The following is a 20,890-nucleotide window of genomic DNA, read 5'->3' as shown; positions in this document are numbered from 1 at the left end:
TATAATAATTTAACTGATTTCTTTGCTGTCTTTACAGAATTGATAGTTCCAAAAATTGATGACTCTGGTAGAGAACCACCAAGTATGTTCCACTTCGATGTAGAGTTCAGGGATTTTGTTCTGGAAATTTCCGAACATGTCTCTGTATTGACTTAGGCCATGATATAGCACTTGATGACGAGTTTTATCTTTCAGGGGATTGTCACAATAGGTGCTGTAGTTGTCATAAGGAAGATGAGGGAAGCAGACATTTACGGTTGCAATCAATTGCTCTTCATCTATCCAATCAGGTGCTTCTTTCAATGTGGCTACATGATCATACTCTGGTTGCCATATTACAGAATGCATTATATGGGCTTCTTTCCCTCTTCCAAACAATATGTATTCTTCAAATCGTCTTGAAATTTCGTTTCTGTTAATGTGTCTATAATGAACTACCCTTTCTACCGTAACCTTCACATTAGTCAGCCATGGTGTAACTTCCGGTTTTTCCCAATACCCGGCCCAAGGTGGCTGAGGTAAGGTGGCAGGAGGCAATTGCATACCCATTAGTCTTTGGTCGGGGCCGTTCCTTTGGTCAGGAACAAGTTGAGTTGGAGCCTCTTGGGCGGGTTCGACTGAAGTCCATACGTTTGCGTTAAACTCTTTCCTGTTTCCTGAAGCAAGGCTTGGCACTGTAAATGCTTCAATTGCTTCAGAACCAAACCAGTTGGCCAAATAATGCGAATTTCCGTTTTCCTTTCTATCTTCTAAAATTTTCTTTTTAGCATCTTCAGGGATGGTGACTTCAAGGATCAATTCATAGGAATGAGCTTCCATGTGGGTCATTATTTGATGAATGAGGAAAAGGGTATTTTCTCCCACAAGGCAGAAAGCATGGTGATCGGGATCATTTTTGATAGTTTGTGTATCCATTTCGATAAAAAAGGGTTTTCGATGGTTTTAAAATTTAGTATATCTTTTATGTAATATATTTATAATTTTAAGTTTTTCCAACTGTTCACTTTTCAAGCAGTTTGTTTAATTTACTCAGCCAGATTTAGTTTTAGGAAATCAACTTTAGTATTAAAGGTTGGTCTCAAGTACTGAGCGTGTTTTTAGATGTGGATATCAATATCCCCTTGAAAAACCAAAAAAAAAACGCCTAATACGTGCCATCATTTCCCCTCTTTGGAATGAACTTTTGATTTCCATAATTGTGGAATGATTTACTATAAAACTAAAGATTTTCTTTAATTGTCTACCTAATCACTGGGGATTTTATCTGATCAAATCCTTTTGTGAAAATCAGAGTATAAACCTGCCGTCAGGCCAGCAAATCAGAGTTTTTTGGAACTTTAATGTCCTAATCAGCATATTTTCCCCTGACTATCAAAACAGAAATTTGGCATTTATTAAAAAATAATTCATGGAATTAGGCTGGGGGCCTTTATGTCCATCGAATCCTCTGATGGGTTAGGTTTCAAAGGTACAATATAAGCGTAGCGTGGGATTAAAAGTATTTCAGTTTGTGGATTTGTTGACTATTGTTCAATTGGTTACAAATTTCACTTCTTCCCCCATTAGGCTTGTAAAATGTTGGTTACTTTTTTTTATTTACTCTTTAACAGCAGATCGAATGTTTCCCTAATTTCTTTTGATGAGGGTTTTGCCGCTACTGGATCAATAATATTACCTTCTTTGTCAATAAGAACATAGGTCGGAGTACCAAGAACCTGGTAGTTCTTAGTGACCTCAGAATCGAGAAATTTGTCTGACCAAAGACTGGTTCCCACATTTCTTTTTTCTTTCACAAAATCCAACCACGTATTTTTATCCTTGTCCGGTGAGATACTTACAAAAACAATATTATCTTCTTTGTAATCAGAATAAAGTTTTAAAAAATAAGGCAATTCTCTTGCGCTGCGTGAACAAGTAGTTAGCCAAAAATCAACATATACATATTTACCCTTAAACTCACTTAATGAAACCTGATTGCCATCTACATCCTCAAGTGTAAATTCCGGTGCTGGCTGGCCAGGAGCTATCCGCTTCTTTTCTTCGTACGCGAATCTCATCTGCTCTGCATACCTTTCATCTAAATTATGCGTATTAAAATAGCCGAAATGCCTATCAAAGTCCACCGTGCCAAACTCCTTTAATTGCATGAGCATGGTATTATATAAGCTATATGCCCTAACCTCTTCATCTTTAAGATTCTCAATAGTCTTGAGAGTTTCATAAAATTTTGCATCAGCTGTTTGATTTTGAATAGAATCCAAGTCCTTATATCTTTTGTTGGTTTCCATTTCTAAATAAAAGTACAAGAACATACGATAGTCAGGCATATCCAGAAGATCATGATCCTCAATTTTTAACTCATTCAGGAAGTCATAATAACCTGCATACTGTTCTTCTTGACTATCGCCCAGCATAATTTTAAGATAGGCTACATTATAATCAATTGAGGCATTTGCATATTCTTCGAAATACGGTGAGGTTATGTATTTATTTAATAGTGATTTAAGGTATTCCTTACTGTCATTTTTTAAGGAATCCATATATAGGCTAGTTAAATCTAATGGCTGAGTATAGAGATAAGAATAATCTATATTTCCAAGTCTTTGAGAAATAGAATCAAATACAGCATTCTCTATTTTTAAATCACCCCCATACCTAAAACTGTTTTCAATGTTTAATGCGTCAAATGATACCTCTAAGGATTTTCCCGGCTGAAGAAAAATATCCTTTCTCATATCTCCATACATCAGCGTTTTAATGGCAGGTCTCTCCAAAGTTAGGTTGATTGAAAATCGATTTTCAGTTACCGGTACCACATCCTCCCAAGACCCTCTGCCCATTACATCCAGAATTTTCAATACCGTTTGATCGTGATTTTCAATAGTACCAGCCACTGTTACCTCGTTAGATAAATTCTTATTGTTCTGACAAGACAAACAAATCAGCAAACTTGATAATCCTAGAATAATAAGATTTTTCATGTGTTTTTCTATTTATTTTAGTAAGGTGTGTTTACAAACCAATCTTGTAATCACATCAGCAAGGACTCGGCGCTTGTTTGCTCGGTCAAAATGCGTACTGGTTCTGCCATTAAGAACAAACAAGGTCTAAATAGTCGCCACTGCGGATTTATTCAGCGATGAGACTTTCAATTGCCGCACGGATGCGACTCATGTCATTCGCACACATGGCGTGCTGCTCGGAGCCATTGTCTTCGTGATACTCCATACCCGGATGGATAAATTGTATTACCCCGGACTTGTCCAAAATGAAGGTTACCGAAGTAGCCGGTCGTTTAGGGCCTGTAAGCCACCATTCTTTTAGCGTGCCATTGCGCCAATCCCAGTCTATAGCTACCGGAAACTTAAAATCTCTGGCTTCAACCACACGCTGTACACGCGCTACATCCAAAGGGTCATCTCTCCCGGCCTTGGGATGGTAAACCCCAACCAATGCGAAGCCTTGGTCGGCATATTCCTCGTAGAGCTGACGAAGCGCTGGAGCACTGCTTGCACAGAAGGGACAGGTATCGGTAAACCAACGAACCAGAACGACTTTGCCTTTAAGATCTTCCAGCGTAAGCGGTTCGGAATTGATCCATCCATCAAACTGGAATGGTGGCGCTTGAACACCGATGCGGTCATCACCGGCATTCCTGTCCATAGATGACATGCTTGTAAGCCATTTCTCAATTTTAGCATCTGCCTTGGTCTCTGAATCTCCCTCTGCTACGAGAACCTCACGCTGATGCTCCCAGGACTTTATGATGACATAGTTTTTAACAGTGTCGGCCTTGGCGTGGTTCATCTCAGGGTTTTGATCATTGGAACCATGTGCAGAACAAGAGAGTATAGCAGCACAAAGTGCCAGTGCCAAAAATTCCCCGAGTAAATTATTTGCCTGTTTCATGATGTTTTTCTTTTAGATCTTGTCAGTATTTATTCTGTTCAGATTAGGGCTAAAATTCTGCTTTCTATAATTGTGAAATATGAATATCCGCAATGATACAAGTAAATCTGAAAACCCAATGGATAATTTGTCTAACCCTAATTTTCAGTTTACTTCCGTCTTCCGTCTTCGGTCTTCTAGCCATTTCTATAGAAAACTTCTGCAACTTGCATATAGGCGGATATTTACATTGTAGAATGGTTTATTATAAAGCTAAAGATATTTTTCAATTATTTACCTGATCCACAGGAATTTGATCTGATCAAATCAAATCACTTCTTTTTACAAAACCCTGAATCCTTCCCCTAAAAATCAACACAAAGGAAATCTATGTGCACACCAAACTTTTCCCAAAGGGAAGCTTTTACCCTGAATTACCTAATAGCTTATGTTTTTTTATACTATGATTCCCAACCCATAATGATAGGGGTAATTGTAAGCTTTCTTTCCTGTTTTTTTGGCAATATCAAAAACAGCACGTCTTACTTCCGGAAAACTTTCGGTATCATGAAAAATACAACATTTACTATGTTGAACTGCCCAAAGACCACAGTCATATGTTTCTTTATAATTGTGAACAATATCGACATGAGCGAAATCATATTGATTATGGTCTTTCTTGATCCAATCTTTATAATCAGATTTAAACAATTCAATGTTTTCAAATGCAGTTAAAGACTTCTTAGTCTGATCATAATGATCTCCCTTGAACGCCGTATGTTCATCACCCATAAATATATCAACACCGGTGACTTTTCTAAAATAATTGGAGAATACAACTGCCGAAAATCCAAATTCCACACCGAATTCGATACAACTGCCTCTATCAATATTGAACTGATCCAATATATCTTCAATAATCAATTCCAAGCCTTTCCATGCAGAAGCGACTTGGATAGTTTTTTCAGGAATTGTCTTTTTTATTGGTTTGTATTCAATTAAAGGGAAGCGTCTCTGATAGATGTATTTTTTTATTTTTGACTTTAATCTTCTCATAATTTTCTAATATAAAATTAACTTTTGGCTAATTAAAGAGGCTGGCATTTGAAAAGGTTTTTTCCAAAGGGACCAAACATATAGGTGAAGGTAAAACTTTATAGGTACAATTCACCCCGTCAATGCAAATAGCTTTTGTTAGCGGCTGACGGATTGTCTCACTTTCATCTTATCTTTAATAGCCTTCAAAGTAGGCAACCATATCAAAAATATTTCCCCTACAATCAAGGGAACAAATGAAAAGAAGTATTCATTTACAGTTCGGTCGAATGTAGGGTCCTCAATTTGTCCGAATAAAAAGTCTAAAGGAATGAGTCCACCGATTCTAACTGCAACAAATGATAAAACGCAGATATAACTTCTTACCATAAATTGTTGGTGTGCCTTTACATTTTTACTTTTTACAGACCACCATGCAGAAAATGTTGTCCCAATAACCAATACAGCCAAAATAAAAAGTGAAACCCTGCAAGGCGCACAAGAACTTATTAATGATAGTCGAAGTGCTGATAATCCGGCAATAAAAGCACCGATTATATAAACTTTACCTGTAATTCTGTGAAATGTCAAGTATTTAGTCCTTATCCACTTGGAGAATTGAATCGGTCCAAACAATAATGCCAAAGTACCCCCAATTAGATGTAGCCCAACCCAAAATGGATTATTCAAAAAGCTCTCACTCTTAAATCCGGTAAAGTAAACCGCTACGTTGTCAAGGAAAAAATAAATCGAGAGTCCAATAATTATTGTCCAAGCAGCAACTGCAAAAATTTGTTCGATTCTTCTCATTTCAATTATTTATCATTTGGGTCTTCCCGCCACATGCTGCAAACGGGATTCAGCTTGGAGACGGCGGGCCTTCGGAGCCGTTCGCTTCCAGCCTACTCCTAACTTTTTAAAGATACTAAACTTTCAATTTACTAGGAACCGCCCGCTGTCTTCCAAGGTGATGTTGGGCACTGTAATTCCTTTTTTCATTGAAGGTCTGATTCATATATGCTATGGTCTTGCAATAAACTTATAAATCTTTGCCTATCATTTTTCCAATGTAAGTCTGTTCGAAGCTTGTTCACTACTACAGCCTTTGTTTTTTCATCCCTGAAATTTAAAAGCTCAAATATCACCTGATAGTATTCTCTCACTCCTACATTTTCAAACTCTGTATCTTTAAGATACTCGATTAAAGCTGTTTTCAAATCTTGATGATATTCTGCCTTGTACCAATTTGATAAATAAAATATTGCTGATTTATTGCGTTCATTAAAAGCCAATTCTTCAATTCTTGGATGATACTTTTGGGGATAAATTCTATTTTCTAGTGCTCTCAAGGTTAAAAGCCAATCAGTGTTCGGTGAATAAAGAATAATGCTATCTAGTCTTTGAATTTTTTCGTCTTTTTCCTTTTCCTGTTGGGTCAGCCTATTCCAATACCTATGATAAAAAGACACAGATAACTTTTCAGAATCCTTTATGTCCATTGTATGTATTGTAAAAGTTTCATCCTTGGCTAAAAATGAATTCAAAACTTCATCTAGTTGAGGATAATCTCGATCAGCCAGTGCCCAAGAGGCATAGCATTTTACGATAGGATTTTCATGGGTAGTTAGTTCTACTAAATATTCTAGATCGGTATTATCTCTTAATTTTTCGAATGCTCGGTACAATTCACTTTTATTGTAACCGATATACTCGTAATGAACTTCACCTATCTGAATGAAACTTTTAATGATTTTGTCACTGTCTTGACTCCACGCCAGATTAAAAAGGAATAGTATAATTATGGTGAGTGATGTATGTTTCATCGTTTCATTTTATAGTGCCCAACGTAAAGTGTTTTAGACGCAATCTAGCCAAAAAAATAGCCAAAATAAATTGGCGTTTCAAGATTGCGTTTAAAACATAGTTGGACTAAGCCGTGCTACACCTATGGGTATTTATCTGCTTTGCTTTGAAGGTTTTGTCTGGTTTTGGACCATTGTCCTGAAGTTTTGGACGGATTCCGCTTTTTTACCCGGAAATTTTGTTTGGGACCGGGCATACCTTTCCCTGTAACAGAACCTCTGTTTTGTTTTTCTTTCAGCTTTTCAAAGAACTTCATCCCTGCTTTTTCATTCAGGGACCGTTTCCTTTTTCCCCGGGCGGGGCAAAGACCATCCTTCCGTTCTTGCAGCAGGTACACCTGAACATCTCTTCTCCGAAAATCTCCTCCATCACCTCGTAGGTGCTCAGCCCATGGTAAAATGACACCTCCCTTGTTATGTTCAACAGCCTGAAACATTCATTCATTTTGGTGTTGCTGTTGGCCGAGGCCAAGATGCCGTAATAGCGGATTTTGTAGAAGCCTGTTGGCAGTACATGTTGCATAAATCTTCTGACAAACTCGGAACAGGCAAGCAACATGGTTTTGGTTTTGTTGTCCCTGTAATCCTTCCACCTGAATTTTACGGTTTCACCATCTGTATCCAGAATACGGCTGTTGCTGATCGCTACCCTGTGGGTATACCTGCCAAGGTAGCTGACCACCTGGCCCGCCCCCCTGAAAGTCTTCTTGATATAGACATTCCACATCTTTGCGTAAGATTCCCTTTTCAGACTTTTGATATCGGCAAACAGCTCTTTTTGACCTTCGGGTATCCTGAGAAGGTTATCCTCCAGTGCGCCCAAAAGCCTTTCCATGAACAGTCCCCGGAACACGGACGAAAGGGCCTTTACCGGAACGAAGAACTTTTTACCGGCATACAGCCACTGCATCCCGTCACTGTCAAGGCCTCCTGCAGGAACCAGCATATGGATGTGGGGGTGGTAGTTCAGGGATTGGCCCCAAGTGTGGAGTACCGACAGACAGCCGCTTTCGACTCCCAGAAATGCCGGATTCAGGGCCGTCTTCTTTACTGCTTTTGCAGAACATTCAAAGAGCAGGTTGTAACAGAACCTCTGGTTGATGTAGAACAATGGATTGAGAAACTCAGGAACCGTAAACACGGCGTGAAAGTACCTGACAGGCAGAAGCCTGCACTTTAGCTTTTCCACCCAAAGCTGCTGCTTGATGTACTGGCACTTCGGACAGTGGCGGTTCCTGCAGCTGTTATAGCAGACTTTGACCCTACCGCAGGAGTCACAACAGAGACTGTGTGAGCCCATTTGTGATGTCCGGCAATGGAGGATGTCGTTAAAGGCCTTTCTCTGGTCAGGGCACAGATGCTTCTGCGACAGGAAAACCTCCTTTTGGGAATCCAGGACTGTTGAGAGTTCGGCCCCACCATTCCTTTTGTTAACAGCATCCATCAAAGCTCATCCAGGGGACTTTTGATCTGCGCGGGGGTCAGGTTGCTTATATGCAGGTAAACCGTAGTGGTCTTAAGGGACCTGTGTCCCAACAGCTCTTGGATAATCCTGACATTGGTTCCCTGCTCGAGCAGATGTGTGGCAAAAGAATGGCGAAGGGTATGGAAGCACGCCTGCTTTGTTATTCCGGCACATTCCATGGCCTTTTTCAGAACAGACTGTGCGCTTTTTTCGCTGTATGGCTTTCCCGGCACCTGCCCTTCAAAGAGATAAGTAACCGGACGGTAGCTTTTGAAGTAATCCCGAAGCTGTACCAGTAACTTATGGGGCAGAAGGGTATACCTGTCCTTGTATCCCTTGCCTCCCCTCACTTTAAGCTGCATCCTGTCACTGTCTATATCGCCGGGCTTGAGACTGATCACCTCACCAAGCCTGAGCCCCGAGGCGTAGGTAAGGGCTATCAGGCAATAGTGCTTTCTGTTCCTGATACTCTTAAGGATAAGCGACACTTCTTCCTTTGAGAATACAACCGGAAGCAGCTTGGGACGTCTTGGCCGTTTGATCCTGATAGTATCCCAATCTCTTTCAAGCACGTCTTTGAAAAGTATTTTAAAGGCACTGATTGTCTGGTTTATGCTTGATACCGAAAGTCCGTCCAAACTGATCCTTTTAAAAAGGTAGTCCTTTAATTCGGGGATACTGATCAGATCCGGACTTTTTCCAAAATGAGCTGATACTACAGATACCAGGCTAAGATAGGTCTTGATGCTTCTGGGAGAATAATGTCTGTAGGACATCTCCTCATACATCCTCTGGCGCAAACTTTTTTTTCCATGATTAAATTAGTTAAAGATTGAACATGGAATAAATTTAATACATATTGTTAAAAATCAGGCCTTTATGATGGAATACAGAAAAACTACCGACGAAGGAGGTTTAGTTCAACGTTTTGCTTTCTTCTATAATGTTAGAAAGCAATCCTATTTGGCATGCTTTCCTTAATATTGTGGAAAGATTGTCTATAAAACTATAGATATTTTTTAATTATCTGCCTTATCCACAGGAATTTGATTTGATCAAAGCCTTTTGTTGTGTTTGGAGTATAAACCTGCCTTATGGCTATCAGGGCTAAGTTGTTTTATGGATTACAATAGTCGCAGTACATGGGGTCTTCTGCTGTCTTTTTGTTTGGATACATTTCTTCCTTTGTGAAATTACAATGTTGGCATTGATAAAGGTAACTGAGTGTTGAATTTGTCGGTGAACCGCACAAACTGCACTCAAGTCCTTTTTTTGCTTGTGCTATCACAAAGCCTGGCATTTGACATACAGGACAGGCAGACTTGATTTTTTCGACTAACTTCTCTGCGGCTTTTTTAATCACTTCCATACGAGTGGGGTTATACATAGCTCTCATATCTGTTTCCACATAAACAGCATGATGATTTGAGCGCAGATTTTCAAAGGTTGTCTTTAGAATTTCAGGGTCGGTTATACCTTTATGAATTTCTGAAATATCATTTTTTGATTGGCGAAGAATTAAACCGTGTGCCGGGAAGCCAATTGATTGGGCAAAATCCAAAAGTTCATTCTCGGTTATTAATTCTTTGCCATTGAAATTTGTTTCTGTGCTAAGTTCTCGGGCTATGATTTCCAGATTGTTTTTTTTGTCTATAAAAATCAAAAACTCATCATCGGCACTTACAAAAAACAAAGATGGATGTGGCCCGAATGAACCTTCACTGGCAATACCCAGTTCGCAGTCATTGATTTTCATTGCCTGCAAACACTTTTCTCTGGCAGTTGAAATAGGGTCAAGTTGTCTTTCTACTTCTCCTGTGAAAGTTCCCAAAAGGTCCGTATCAAAAGTTTCATCCACAAAACATCTGACTCCTAATTCTCTTTCAAGAATTGGTGCTATCACGCTTTCTTTTCTGTGCTTTGTGGCGATAATCAATTTTCTATTTTCAAACATTGATAAAAAATTCAACCATTGTTTTGAGTTGTTAATTCTTGACCCTTTATTGTTTCGTCAAACTGTCCATTGTCATACACCAAATGTCCGTTTACAAATGTATGAGTCACTTTCGTTTGAAAAGTTGTCCCTTCCAATGGCGACCAGCCGCATTTGGATAAAATATTATTCTTAGCGACGGTCCAAGGTGCATTGAGGTCAACTATAGTCAGGTCAGCAAAGTAGCCTTCACGGATGAAACCCCGTTTTTCTATTTGATAGAGTATCGCAGGGTTATGACACATCTTCTCGGCGATTTTCTCCAATGAAATAAGGCCTTGCTTATAGAACTCAAGCATGATATTCAAAGAATGTTGCACAATCGGAGCACCCGACATTGCCTGAAAATAGGGTTTCTGCTTTTCGTCTAAGGTGTGCGGGGCGTGGTCAGTTGTAACGATATCTATTCTATCGTCTAATAAAGCTTTCAAAAGTCCTTTTTTATCTTTTTCTGTTTTGATAGCGGGGTTCCATTTGATCAGAGTTCCCAAACGCTGATAATCTTTGTCAGAAAACCACAAATGATGAACCGATACTTCGGTTGTTATATTTTTTTGTTGCAAAGGAATGTCATTTCTAAACAAATGGGTTTCTGCTTCTGTAGTCAGGTGCAATATGTGAAGACGTGCCTTGTGCTTGTTGGCTATGTCAATGGCCCTTTTGGTTGCTTCATAACAGGCTTTTTCGCTTCTTATCAGTGGGTGAAATTCAACAGGTACATCCTCACCATATTTTTCTCTGTACAGTTGTTCATTCTCTTCTACTATTTGTTCTTTCTCCGAGTGTATGGCAATAATGGATTTACAATGCGCAAATAGCTTTTCCATTGTTTCAGGATTGTCTGCAAGCAGATTCCCTTTCTTTGTAAAGTAAAGTCCGTCATCAGAAACACCCAAAAGTTTGGATGTGTCGAGTTTTAATACTTCATCAAGGTTGTCACCGTTCACTCCCAAAAAGAAACCAAAATTTGCCAAGGATTTCTCAGCGGCTATTTTGTATTTTTCATTCAAGATATTTATGGTCAATACATTCGGAAAAGTATTTGGCATATCAATGAATGATGTCACCCCACCTGCCACGGCTGCTTTGCTCTCTGTATATAAGTCGCCTTTATGGGTCAAACCCGGGTCACGAAAATGAACTTGTCCGTCAATGATACCCGGAAATAAATATTTACCTGTTCCGTCAATTACCCTTGCATTTGTATCATTATTTGGCCCGATTTTTTGAATTAAGCCTTTATCAAATAAGAGGTCAGTAAGAATAATTTGTCCTCCGTTAACGATGTTGATATTCTTAATTAGCGTTTTTTCTGTCATTGTAAATTGGCTGTATATTTTGGTCGTCTTCCTTTGCCGGTAACCGATTGCGTTTCGTAATTATGGGAAGATTTACAATAAAACTAAAGATATTTTTAAATTATTTGCCTTACACGTAGAGCTTTTGATTTGATCAAATCCTTTTATTATGGCAGCAGTATAAACCTGCCATCAGGTCTGCGATGATTTAGGGATTTTGTGTCCTATTTTGCCTATCCCCAACTGCAATTCCAGGTTGACAAAGTATTATCTTCAATATCCCCTAAGGCCACCTATCTGGCACCGTATGCTTATTCAAAATTCTTTCCGCTTCAATTTTCACTGCGACCATTTTCTGAGCTTTCCAGATATGATCTCTTGCAAATTTCCCTGAAGCCTCCACATCCACTATGGGATAGGGATAATCCTTACCCAAATGGAAACCATAAAGTTCTGATTCAATACCTGTGATTTTCCATGGTTCGTGTATGATATGAATTGGTAAGCACGCAAGTTCAGGAACCCACTTTTTGATAAAAACACCTTCCGGATCATGATCTTTGGATTGCTTGAGGGGATTGTATATCCTGACAGTGTTGATCCCCGTCACTCCTGCCTGCATCTGCAATTGCGGGTAGTGGATACCGGGCTCGAAATCCAGAAACATCCTTGCCAAATAATTAGCTCCCTCCTGCCAATCCTGAAAAAGGTGGTGTGTCAAAAAGGATACCACCATCGCCCGCATCCTGAAGTTGAGATAACCCGTTTCCGCAAGACATCGCATACAGGCATCAACGAGTGGAATTCCTGTCTTACCTTCTTCCCATGCCTTGATTTTTTTCTCATCTTTTGGTTTTATGAAACCATCAAACCCCCGATTTATATTTTCGTATTCCATTCTGGACTCCATTTCAAACTTTTGGATAAAATGACAGTGCCACCTCAGCCTGGACTGGAAATTCGTCAAGTTCTTGACTTGAAATTTTTCCTTCTTTTTCATCTCTGCTGCCTGATAAACCTGACGGATGGACAAATTGCCCCAAGCAAGATAGGGAGACAACCTACTACAGCCTCTCCGGCTCAATTCGGGTTTCGAAATGTGTCTATTGTAGTTTTTGACCCTTTCCTCAAAAAATGAATGAAAATATTTCATGGCCGTAATCTCTCCCCCTTTCTGCATAGTGGGATGAAGAGATTTCCACTCTTCAGGTATACTTGTAGATTCCAGATTTTCCATGAACTGATTGGACAAGGTATAAAAAGCAGCTTTGGAAAAATCTGGGTTTTCTTGTGGGGAAGACATCATGGTATACCAATCCTTTGACCAGTTTTTTCTATCACTCCTGCCCCGCTTTACTCCTTGTTGCGCATATTCTTTCCATGAGATATTTCCCTTTTTAAAAAACGCAGCAGCCCTTTTATCCCTGTCATAGGTAATCTTGATCCCTGTTTCTTGGTGGGAATACACGGTTTGAATTTTATAGATTTTGGACAATTCCTGAAACAACATCAAGGGATCGATATAAAAAACATGGATTTTGGTATCATGGGCCTCGAGTTGGGAATTCAAATCCACCAAGCTTTGCCAAACAAATCTCCAATGCCGGATATCAGATTTAGGGGATGCTATCAGTTCAGGCTCAAAACAATACAGCAATATCACGGGAAGACCACTTTCAATCGCCTCCTTTAGCGGCGCATGGTCCCTTAATCTCAGATCTCTCTTGAACCAAACCAAATTGACTTTTTCCATCGGGTTCAAAACAATGGATCGGGTCTAAAGTTTTTAGATCATGAAGAAAACAACCGAGTTCGCAACCGAAGAAATTGACAGAATCATAGAAATGGCTTGGGAGGACCGCACGCCTTTTGATGCGATTGAAGCACAATTTGGAATCCCGGAAAAAGAGGTCATCAGCCTAATGCGCAGGGAAATGAAAGAAAGTTCATTTAAAATGTGGCGTAAACGTGTTCAAGGGAGAAGTACCAAACATAAAGCACTTTCATCGGAAGGCATGACCACTTTTAAATCCCGCATGCAAAAAGGAATCGCATTAAACAAAATCAGTAAGAGATAATACTATCTTTGAATTTGATAAGTATATTGAATCCAGAAAAGCCACTGTTATGAAAAATCGAAGTCTTCATCTGATCATTTTTTTAATGTTAATTGCCTACTCCGCAGTAAATGGTCAAACTCAAAAATCTAGGTTACTGCCAGGCAAAATCTATAATCAGGGTGATATGCTATACAGCCCTCTATTTGGGTTTTCTTCCTCCGTTCCTAAAGGTTGGATGGGAAATCTTCCTAGGGAAAGCGAGGTGTTTTTATTGATGAACACATCTTCTGCCTTTGGTGAAATTTATGTTTTTGGAAGAGAGGCAATTAACCTTGAATCTTTGGCTCAAATATGGGCTTCGGGAGTGGACATCACCGAAAACATCAGGCTAACCGCAACCAATCCGAAGCTTGAGGGGGATTTGCTGACCTCCAATGAGGTAATAGCCGAGGGGAATTACTTGGATAAAGGTTACAAAGCTTTTGCCGCCACGAGATGCGGTGACAAAGGTAAATGCATCACGGTTTTAGCGATTGCAGATGAAGGGAATTTTGAATCTGTCAGCAATACTGCTGTAGAAATACTGAAAAATGGGGTTTTTGAAGAACCATCCAATATTTCCCCCTATGACGACTTTGATTGGAAAAAATTTCTTTCAAACAAACTTGTGATCACTTACGATGAAACCCAAGGTGGTGCCAAAAGAACCCAAATCAACTTATGTGAAGACGGTACATTTAGAGCCAACGTTAGGAAACAGGGGATTTTAAAACAGGTTAATCCGCAATATAAAGGAAACATGTCAGGTACATGGACTGTTGATGGAATAGGTCCTGAAACTTTATTGACATTGACATTCTCAGGGAAAAGACTTCCACCTTTAAGTGTAAAGCTGAGTTTCAAAAATGAACAGCTATATGCGGAAAATGAAAGATACTATGCCAGTGAGTCCACCTCTTGCAAAAGATAATTTCAGATTTATTAAAATCATTCTTTAAAAATATAAGCTCAAAATCAAAAAAAAGACGAATCTAATACCAATACAGATAAATCTGTTGCAACTGAACTTGAACCCATAAAATAAAATGCTCAGTATGGCTTACGCGCTCCGGACAACCATCGCATTATTTTTATTTCTCATTTCCATAAGTACCCAAGCACAAGTGCTTATCTCTTTGCTTTTTGGGGAGGCCCTTAATTCGGACAAAATCGAATTCGGCCTGACGGGTGGTCTCAACAGATCAAATTTCATTGGGGTCCCTGAAGCTGAAGGTCTCAATAATTTTAATTTGGGATTTTATTTCCATTTCACATTAAATCGGAATTCATTTATAAGCACAGGTGTCCTGGTCAAAAACAATGTGGGAGCAACGGGCATGCCTACTTATGCCAAAGGTGACCCTGCTTTCGATGGACTTTTTCAAGAAGGTGTATTGACTACCAAAATCAATTATTTCTACGTGCCCATCATGTGGCAGCAGCGGGTGAATTCCAGATGGTTGTTTGAAGCAGGTATCCAACCCGGTCTTCGATCAAGAGCCTTCGATATTTTTAATGTCGAGAGTAATGGTGGAGATCTTGAATTTAAAAAGGACGTCAGAAATGAATATCGCAGGCTTGATTTCGGATTAGTTGGGGGATTGGGTTATAAATTGAAAAAAGACCTCAAAAGTATGAGTGCAGGTTTTCTATACAACTATGGTTTAGCAGATGCGAAAATTCCCGGCAACCAAACTGTTCAAAACACCTCTTTGAATTTATACTTAAGAATACCAATAGGAGCTACAGGGAAGGAATCCAAGAATTGACATTCAATTAAATTATTTATTGTATCTATTAGAAATCAGCACATGCAATCCTATGGAAAAAAATCGATTGTTCACTCCGGCCTGAAAATCAGCATTTGATCCAAAGGAATAGGTGGAATAATTATATTGGATCTGCAGTTTTATTCCCTGATAACCGCCCCTCAATTATCCAACTATTCTTTGGGATTAGATTTGACTAATCTTTGGAAATATATTTTCAGGTAAATGATATATTGTAAATGGATCAAAATTGTGACCTAATTTAAATAAAAACCTATGAAGATCACTTCTGTTCTCGTATTGTTAATGCTCTTTATGCTTTCCTGCACCAAACCCCCTACTGATGCAGAAAATAAAGCATTCATCAAAGGTGTATATGGTAATCCGGGCACTTTATTGAAAGCGGGCTATCGTTTTGATTCCTTGGGTATGAATGCGGTGTTTGTTAGAAGTATTTCTCTGAAACCCGAATTTTATAAGACCGCAAAAGAACAAGGAGTTAAAGTTTTTGTGGAATTTCCCACATTGAACGGGAAAGAATATCTGCAGGAAAATCCGGAGGCTTGGCCCATCAACGAAAAGGGAGAACAATCTCCTCCTGCTGATTGGTTTATGGGTATTTGCCCTACTCATGAGGGCTTCAAAAATTACAGAAAAAAACAACTTCTGGCTATTTTGGACAACTATGCAGTAGACGGAGTTTTTCTGGACTATGTTCATTGGCATGCACAATTCGAAACGACAGAACCCATACTTCCGGAAACCTGCTTTTGCAATCGCTGTACAAGCATGTTCAGTGAAGAAATCCAGGAGAAAATCCCAGGAGAAAACATTTCCCAAAAAGCATCTTGGATCCTTACCAACCATGACGCTGAATGGAGAAAATGGAGAGTTGGTATCTTGAATGGTTGGATTGAAGATATGGGAAGTATCCTCAAGGAAAATCAACCTGAAGCCAAATTGGGTGTTTTCTATTGTTCATGGTATCCGACGGATTATGATTCGGCTTTGTACCGCAATCTTGGAATTGATCCGGCGGCAATTGCAGAAAGAGCAGATGTTCTTTCTCCCATGCTTTTTCACCATATGAAAGGTAGACCAACTACTTGGGTGGGCGAGTATGTGGAATGGCTTGGTAAAACTACCCAAACCAATCAGTCCGGGAATGTATTGATCTGGCCCATAGTTCAGGCGCACAATAATCCCGGAATTATAAGCCCTGAAGAATTCCGACAGGTAATGATTGAAGGTTCCAAACCACCTTCAACAGGCATTATGATGTTTTCAGATCAGTCTTTGGTCTCAGAACTGGAAAAAATGGAGGTAATGAAGGAATTATATAAAAAGGAAATCAAATAAAAAACAAAACTCAGTAACTGTCTTGATCGGGATTCTAACCCTTTCTCTTCAAAAACTCTATCCACTCTTCCAATTTATTTTTCATGGCTACCAATTCTCCCATCTTGAGCTCATCAGGTGAAATATCGGCCATCAAGCTAAAAGGAATATGTGCAGCTTCTGCTTTCATTTTACTTCCTTTTGCAGTAAGTCTGACAATGACCTTCCGTTCATCTTCCTCAGAGCGAATCCTGGACACCAATCCCAATGTCTCCATCCGCTTCAATAGTGGAGTCACTGTATTGGTATTCAAAATCAACTTATGCGCAATGTCATTGACCGGCATTCCATCATTTTCCCAAAGAACCAATAACACCAAATACTGGGGATAAGTAATCCCAAGTTTGTCCAGATGGGGCTGGTATTCCCTGATGATCAACCTTGAGGCGGCATACACCGGGAAACAAATTTGGTTATTGAGTTTTAGCTGGTCCATCTGATTATTTGGTTCTTTGCCTCCAAACTTGCCAAGCCCCGGTTGACCACAATGCCATGGCAATCAAAACCGGCTGGAAAAATAAACGGATCAACCGGGCGCGGTCAGTATCCAACCCAAAGGCATCAATCCCATTGACATACTGCGAAATATTTCCAGGAAAAATCAGCACAAAGAAAAAAGCCACTACCCAACCAACCTGAACCCTTTTCGAAGAAAGGAAAAGCAAGGACGCTCCAAGGAGGATTTCCACTATTCCTGACAGGATTACAACCAGATCCGGATCCATGGGAACCCAAGGCGGTACCTGCGCCAAAAACTCTGTTCTATTGAAAGATAAATGACTGATTCCTGCAAAAAGCAGAAAACTGCCTAACAGGACCCTGAGGATGGTCTGTCCGATACTGCTTTTGGGCTGAATGGTGGGATTGAATAATGATTCCATAATTTTGAAGATTTTGGATTGAAAATAATAATCAGGATGCCCTTTCCTTAAGTGCCCCTTTTCTTTTGAATATCAACTTATAAGCGAATTTCAGGAATACCACAAAGGCTGATAAGTTTGGCTTTGTTTCCATTCCTTTGCCCATTCTTTCCAACTGTTCGCGGTACCACACAGTCTCCATGACGCTCATTTTGTCGATGGGGCCGATTCCGGTTTTTATTGGTTGGATAGATATCCTGGGCGATTGGCCACTAAGCAGTCTGAGAGGTGCATCAGGCTCCACGGCGATTAACCTTGCCAGGCCCACAAAATCCACATTTCCGGATTGAATGGCTTCTGCCATACCCTCATAGCTCTTAAATCCACCCGTCACTACCAAAGGGGTTTTTACCGCTTTCCTGGCTTTGACCGCAAAGTCCATAAAATAAGCTTCCCTTTTTTGGGTGCTTTCTTTCCATTTTGCTCCCATCATAGCAGGGGCTTCATAGGTTCCACCGGATATTTCTATCAGATCAATACCGGCAGATTCCAATGCCTTGATGGTTTCCAAAGACTCCTCATCGGTAAAACCACCACGTTGAAAATCAGCCGAGTTGAGTTTTATTCCTATCGGAAAAGCAGTTCCAACGGCATCCCGCATGGCCTGATAGACCTCCAATACAAATCTTCTTCGTCTTTCGGGATCCCCGCCCCACTTGTCAGTCCGCTGATTATGATGGGGAGAAAGAAACTGGCTGACCAAATATCCATGAGCGCCATGAATCTGAACCCCCGAAAATCCCGCTTCTTTTACCATTTTCGCTGCAAAAGCAAATCTTTTGATCAGGTCCTGGATTTCTGTTTCGGTCAGTTCTCTTGGAGTGTTGAAAAAAGACTGCATATCCTTCCTAAACGGAATAGCCGAGGGAGAAACTGTTTCTTTGTTCAGTCCCTTCGGCGCCTGCTTTCCGGGATGATTCAACTGCACCCAACAATGTGTGCCGTTTGCAGTGGCGTTTTTGGCCCAGGATTTCAATCCTTCCAATCCCGAAGCATCTTCGATTACTACATTCCCCGGCTCTCCCAATGCCCTTCTGTCTATCATCACATTGCCTGTCACGCAGAGACCTATCCCTCCTTCTGCCCATTTTCTATAAAGCAGGTCAAGCATCGGTTTGGGCGAACCATCTTTGTTGCCAAGACCTTCGCTCATGGCAGATTTGAAAAGCCGGTTTTTCACCAATACTCCGCTTGGAAAAGTAAATGGTTGATTCAATGGATTGTCTGACATCTTATATCGGGAATATTGCTAAGGTGCATTTTATTTTAAAATTTTTTTAAGGTATTTATCGATTTCCTCAGGCTTGGTGATGGGTGAAAATCTCTTGACGGGTTTACCGTTTGCATCCAGCAGAAACTTGGTGAAGTTCCACTTAATCCTTGACCCAAATAAGCCACCTAATTCATTTTTGAGGTATTTGAATACAGGATGGGCATTTTTTCCATTGACATCGATTTTGGAAAACATGGGAAAGGTAACACCATAGTTCAGTAGGCATCCTTCTGCAATGTCTTTTGAATCCCCGGGCTCCTGATTGCCGAATTGGTTGCAGGGAAATCCAAGGATGACCAAGCCTTGGTCTTTGTACTTTTGATTGAGTTTCTCCAGACCTTCATATTGTGGCGTAAGTCCACATTGGCTTGCCGTATTCACCACCAAAACCGTCTTTCCTCTGAATTCTGACATGGATATTTCTTTGCCCTGAAGGTTATTGGCGGAGAAATCATAAAACCTGTTTTTCATAAATCGAATTATTAATTTTCATTATATCGTAAGCGACACAAATACAGGAATTAATTTATATCGCTTACGATATATTGTGATTTAAACCAAGACATTTTCTTTTTGAATGAAAGACAGGAGTTAAAAAAAAGAGGCCTGAAAAATCAGACCTCATAATGGATTTTTTGCTAAACCTTTTCAATGACTCCAATCAAAGCTATCCATATCTTCCAGACAGGCCTTCAACAAAATTATGCTGTTTGCTATATCTGATTTATCGGCCATTTCAATGACCTGATGCAAATGTCTTGTGGGAATGGAAATCGCACCTGCGATTGCCCCCTGCTTGCCCATTCGCTGTACTCCTGCTGTATCCGTACCCCCTGCTGTCAGGATTTCAGGCTGCCAGGCTATTTGATATTTGTCTGCAGTTACCTTCATAAATGAAACCATTCTGAAATCACAGATGGTGGAGGCATCCATAATTTTGATGGCAGCGCCTTTTCCCAATTCGGTGACTTTTTCATGTGGCTGTGCCCCCGGCACATCAAAAGCAATAGTTGTATCCAATGCAATTCCAAAATCAGGATTGATGCCATGGGCAGCAACATTGGCACCGCGGATTCCCACTTCCTCCTGTACCGTAAAAGTGGCATATACATCATAAGCTGGATGTTCCAGCAATCGTAGGGCTTCTATCAAAATAAAAACCGCCACCCTATTGTCTATTGATTTACAGTTGACACAATTACCCATTTCTATCAGTTCCCTGTCACGGGTAATGGGGTCTCCAACTTTGATATATTTTTCCACCTCCTCTTTGGACATCCCCATATCGATAAAAAAATCGGTAATCTGAGGAAGTTTGTTTTTTTCATCGGCTGTCATCACATGAATGGGTTTGCTTCCCATCACTCCGATCAAGTCTTTTTTACCATGGACAATCACCCGCTGCGCAGTGAGTGTTTTCGGGTCAAAACCGCCAAGCGTATGGAATCGTACAAAGCCTTTATCATCTATGTGGGTAACTAAAAAGCCAATCTCATCCATATGGGCAGCAACCATAACTCTTTTGCCATCAGGATTTCTTTTGGATTTTTTCAATGCAATTACATTCCCCAGATTGTCTGTTTTCACCTCATCTACAAGAGGAGTTACCAATTGGACAACCAAATCCCTGACCCTTTTCTCAAAGCCCGGTGCACCTGCTATTTCACAGATTTGTTTTAAAAGTGCGGTATTTATTTCCATGCATGAATAATATTAAGTAATTCCACAACTGTCTTTAGTCCTGCCTGTCAGGTAGTCCCTTACAACATATATCCCGTACCTAAAGGTACGGAAGCCCACTGAAATCAAACTATTGCTACCCATATATAGTCCCTGTCCGACCGCCAGGCAGGCCTAAAGGGACTTATTTTCTTTCTGAAGGATTTTTAA

Annotated in this window: 21 protein-coding genes; 4 read left to right on the top strand and 17 right to left on the bottom strand. The window is 40.1% G+C overall.

Going from position 1 to position 20,890, the window contains the following annotated elements; all coding sequences use genetic code 11:
* Positions 1–9: 9 nt before the first annotated feature.
* The 12 genes from B9A52_RS12660 to B9A52_RS12610 all read right to left on the bottom strand — a co-directional run bounded on the left by B9A52_RS12660 (position 10) and on the right by B9A52_RS12610 (position 13,294).
* The gene (locus B9A52_RS12660) at positions 10–915 is read right to left on the bottom strand and encodes a hypothetical protein (protein ID WP_084120811.1); all 906 of its coding nucleotides are present in this window, start codon (positions 913–915) and stop codon (positions 10–12) included.
* Positions 916–1,592: 677 nt separating this feature from the next.
* The gene (locus B9A52_RS12655; RefSeq protein WP_084120810.1) at positions 1,593–2,981 is read right to left on the bottom strand and encodes a TlpA family protein disulfide reductase; all 1,389 of its coding nucleotides are present in this window, start codon (positions 2,979–2,981) and stop codon (positions 1,593–1,595) included.
* Between the two features lie 148 nt (positions 2,982–3,129).
* A complete protein-coding gene (locus B9A52_RS12650) occupies positions 3,130–3,909 on the bottom strand; it encodes a peroxiredoxin family protein (RefSeq protein WP_084120809.1) in 780 nt (259 codons plus the stop codon).
* 435 nt (positions 3,910–4,344) lie between these two features.
* Positions 4,345–4,944 (bottom strand): class I SAM-dependent methyltransferase, encoded by a 600-nt coding sequence (locus B9A52_RS12645; RefSeq protein WP_084120808.1) that lies wholly within the window; start codon positions 4,942–4,944, stop codon positions 4,345–4,347.
* 138 nt (positions 4,945–5,082) lie between these two features.
* On the bottom strand, positions 5,083–5,733 hold the full coding sequence (locus B9A52_RS12640) for a DUF2306 domain-containing protein (RefSeq protein WP_084120807.1): 651 nt from the start codon (positions 5,731–5,733) through the stop codon (positions 5,083–5,085).
* Positions 5,734–5,918: 185 nt separating this feature from the next.
* The gene (locus B9A52_RS12635) at positions 5,919–6,746 is read right to left on the bottom strand and encodes a hypothetical protein (protein ID WP_084120806.1); all 828 of its coding nucleotides are present in this window, start codon (positions 6,744–6,746) and stop codon (positions 5,919–5,921) included.
* A gap of 122 nt (positions 6,747–6,868) precedes the next feature.
* Positions 6,869–7,042 carry a hypothetical protein gene (locus B9A52_RS25525; protein WP_157370051.1) on the bottom strand — a complete coding sequence of 58 codons (174 nt, stop codon included), beginning with the start codon at positions 7,040–7,042 and terminating at the stop codon, positions 6,869–6,871.
* A 14-nt stretch (positions 7,043–7,056) separates the two neighbouring features.
* On the bottom strand, positions 7,057–8,229 hold the full coding sequence (locus B9A52_RS12630; RefSeq protein ID WP_084120805.1) for an IS91 family transposase: 1,173 nt from the start codon (positions 8,227–8,229) through the stop codon (positions 7,057–7,059).
* Positions 8,229–9,038 (bottom strand): tyrosine-type recombinase/integrase, encoded by an 810-nt coding sequence (locus B9A52_RS12625; protein WP_084120804.1) that lies wholly within the window; start codon positions 9,036–9,038, stop codon positions 8,229–8,231. Before B9A52_RS12625 ends, B9A52_RS12630 begins: the two co-directional genes overlap by 1 nt.
* Before the next feature lie 329 nt (positions 9,039–9,367).
* On the bottom strand, positions 9,368–10,204 hold the full coding sequence (locus tag B9A52_RS12620; protein WP_084120803.1) for a DUF6671 family protein: 837 nt from the start codon (positions 10,202–10,204) through the stop codon (positions 9,368–9,370).
* Positions 10,205–10,215: 11 nt separating this feature from the next.
* Positions 10,216–11,562, bottom strand: coding sequence for a dihydroorotase (locus tag B9A52_RS12615; RefSeq protein WP_084120802.1), 1,347 nt, complete (start codon positions 11,560–11,562; stop codon positions 10,216–10,218).
* A 262-nt stretch (positions 11,563–11,824) separates the two neighbouring features.
* Positions 11,825–13,294: an FAD-binding domain-containing protein gene (locus B9A52_RS12610; RefSeq protein WP_084120801.1), complete on the bottom strand. Its 1,470-nt coding sequence runs from the start codon at positions 13,292–13,294 to the stop codon at positions 11,825–11,827.
* Between the two features lie 40 nt (positions 13,295–13,334).
* Between B9A52_RS12610 and B9A52_RS12605 the strand changes: the two genes are divergently transcribed.
* From B9A52_RS12605 to B9A52_RS12590, 4 genes are all read left to right on the top strand, one after another.
* The gene (locus tag B9A52_RS12605) at positions 13,335–13,619 is read left to right on the top strand and encodes a TIGR03643 family protein (RefSeq protein ID WP_084120800.1); all 285 of its coding nucleotides are present in this window, start codon (positions 13,335–13,337) and stop codon (positions 13,617–13,619) included.
* A gap of 49 nt (positions 13,620–13,668) precedes the next feature.
* Complete coding sequence (locus B9A52_RS12600) at positions 13,669–14,571, top strand: hypothetical protein (protein WP_084120799.1); 903 nt, start codon at positions 13,669–13,671, stop codon at positions 14,569–14,571.
* Positions 14,572–14,695: 124 nt separating this feature from the next.
* Entirely contained in the window at positions 14,696–15,409 is a 714-nt protein-coding gene (locus tag B9A52_RS12595; protein ID WP_172805206.1) for a porin family protein, read from the top strand.
* A gap of 276 nt (positions 15,410–15,685) precedes the next feature.
* Positions 15,686–16,768: a hypothetical protein gene (locus B9A52_RS12590; RefSeq protein WP_084120797.1), complete on the top strand. Its 1,083-nt coding sequence runs from the start codon at positions 15,686–15,688 to the stop codon at positions 16,766–16,768.
* Between the two features lie 34 nt (positions 16,769–16,802).
* On the opposite strand, the gene B9A52_RS12585 is transcribed toward B9A52_RS12590, so the two are convergent.
* From B9A52_RS12585 to B9A52_RS12565, 5 genes are all read right to left on the bottom strand, one after another.
* The gene (locus B9A52_RS12585) at positions 16,803–17,243 is read right to left on the bottom strand and encodes a MarR family winged helix-turn-helix transcriptional regulator (RefSeq protein ID WP_084120796.1); all 441 of its coding nucleotides are present in this window, start codon (positions 17,241–17,243) and stop codon (positions 16,803–16,805) included.
* A 4-nt stretch (positions 17,244–17,247) separates the two neighbouring features.
* The gene (locus tag B9A52_RS12580; RefSeq protein ID WP_084120795.1) at positions 17,248–17,688 is read right to left on the bottom strand and encodes a DoxX family protein; all 441 of its coding nucleotides are present in this window, start codon (positions 17,686–17,688) and stop codon (positions 17,248–17,250) included.
* A 31-nt stretch (positions 17,689–17,719) separates the two neighbouring features.
* Positions 17,720–18,958: an NADH:flavin oxidoreductase/NADH oxidase family protein gene (locus tag B9A52_RS12575; protein ID WP_084120794.1), complete on the bottom strand. Its 1,239-nt coding sequence runs from the start codon at positions 18,956–18,958 to the stop codon at positions 17,720–17,722.
* A 30-nt stretch (positions 18,959–18,988) separates the two neighbouring features.
* Positions 18,989–19,471, bottom strand: a complete 483-nt coding sequence (locus B9A52_RS12570) for a glutathione peroxidase (RefSeq protein ID WP_084120793.1) — start codon at positions 19,469–19,471, stop codon at positions 18,989–18,991.
* A 177-nt stretch (positions 19,472–19,648) separates the two neighbouring features.
* Positions 19,649–20,701, bottom strand: coding sequence for a M42 family metallopeptidase (locus tag B9A52_RS12565; RefSeq protein WP_084120792.1), 1,053 nt, complete (start codon positions 20,699–20,701; stop codon positions 19,649–19,651).
* Between the last annotated feature and the right edge of the window lie 189 nt (positions 20,702–20,890).

The organism is Aquiflexum balticum DSM 16537 (genome assembly GCF_900176595.1).
Classification (GTDB): Bacteria; Bacteroidota; Bacteroidia; order Cytophagales; family Cyclobacteriaceae; genus Aquiflexum; species Aquiflexum balticum.
This window is presented reverse-complemented; position numbering and strand designations above follow the sequence as displayed.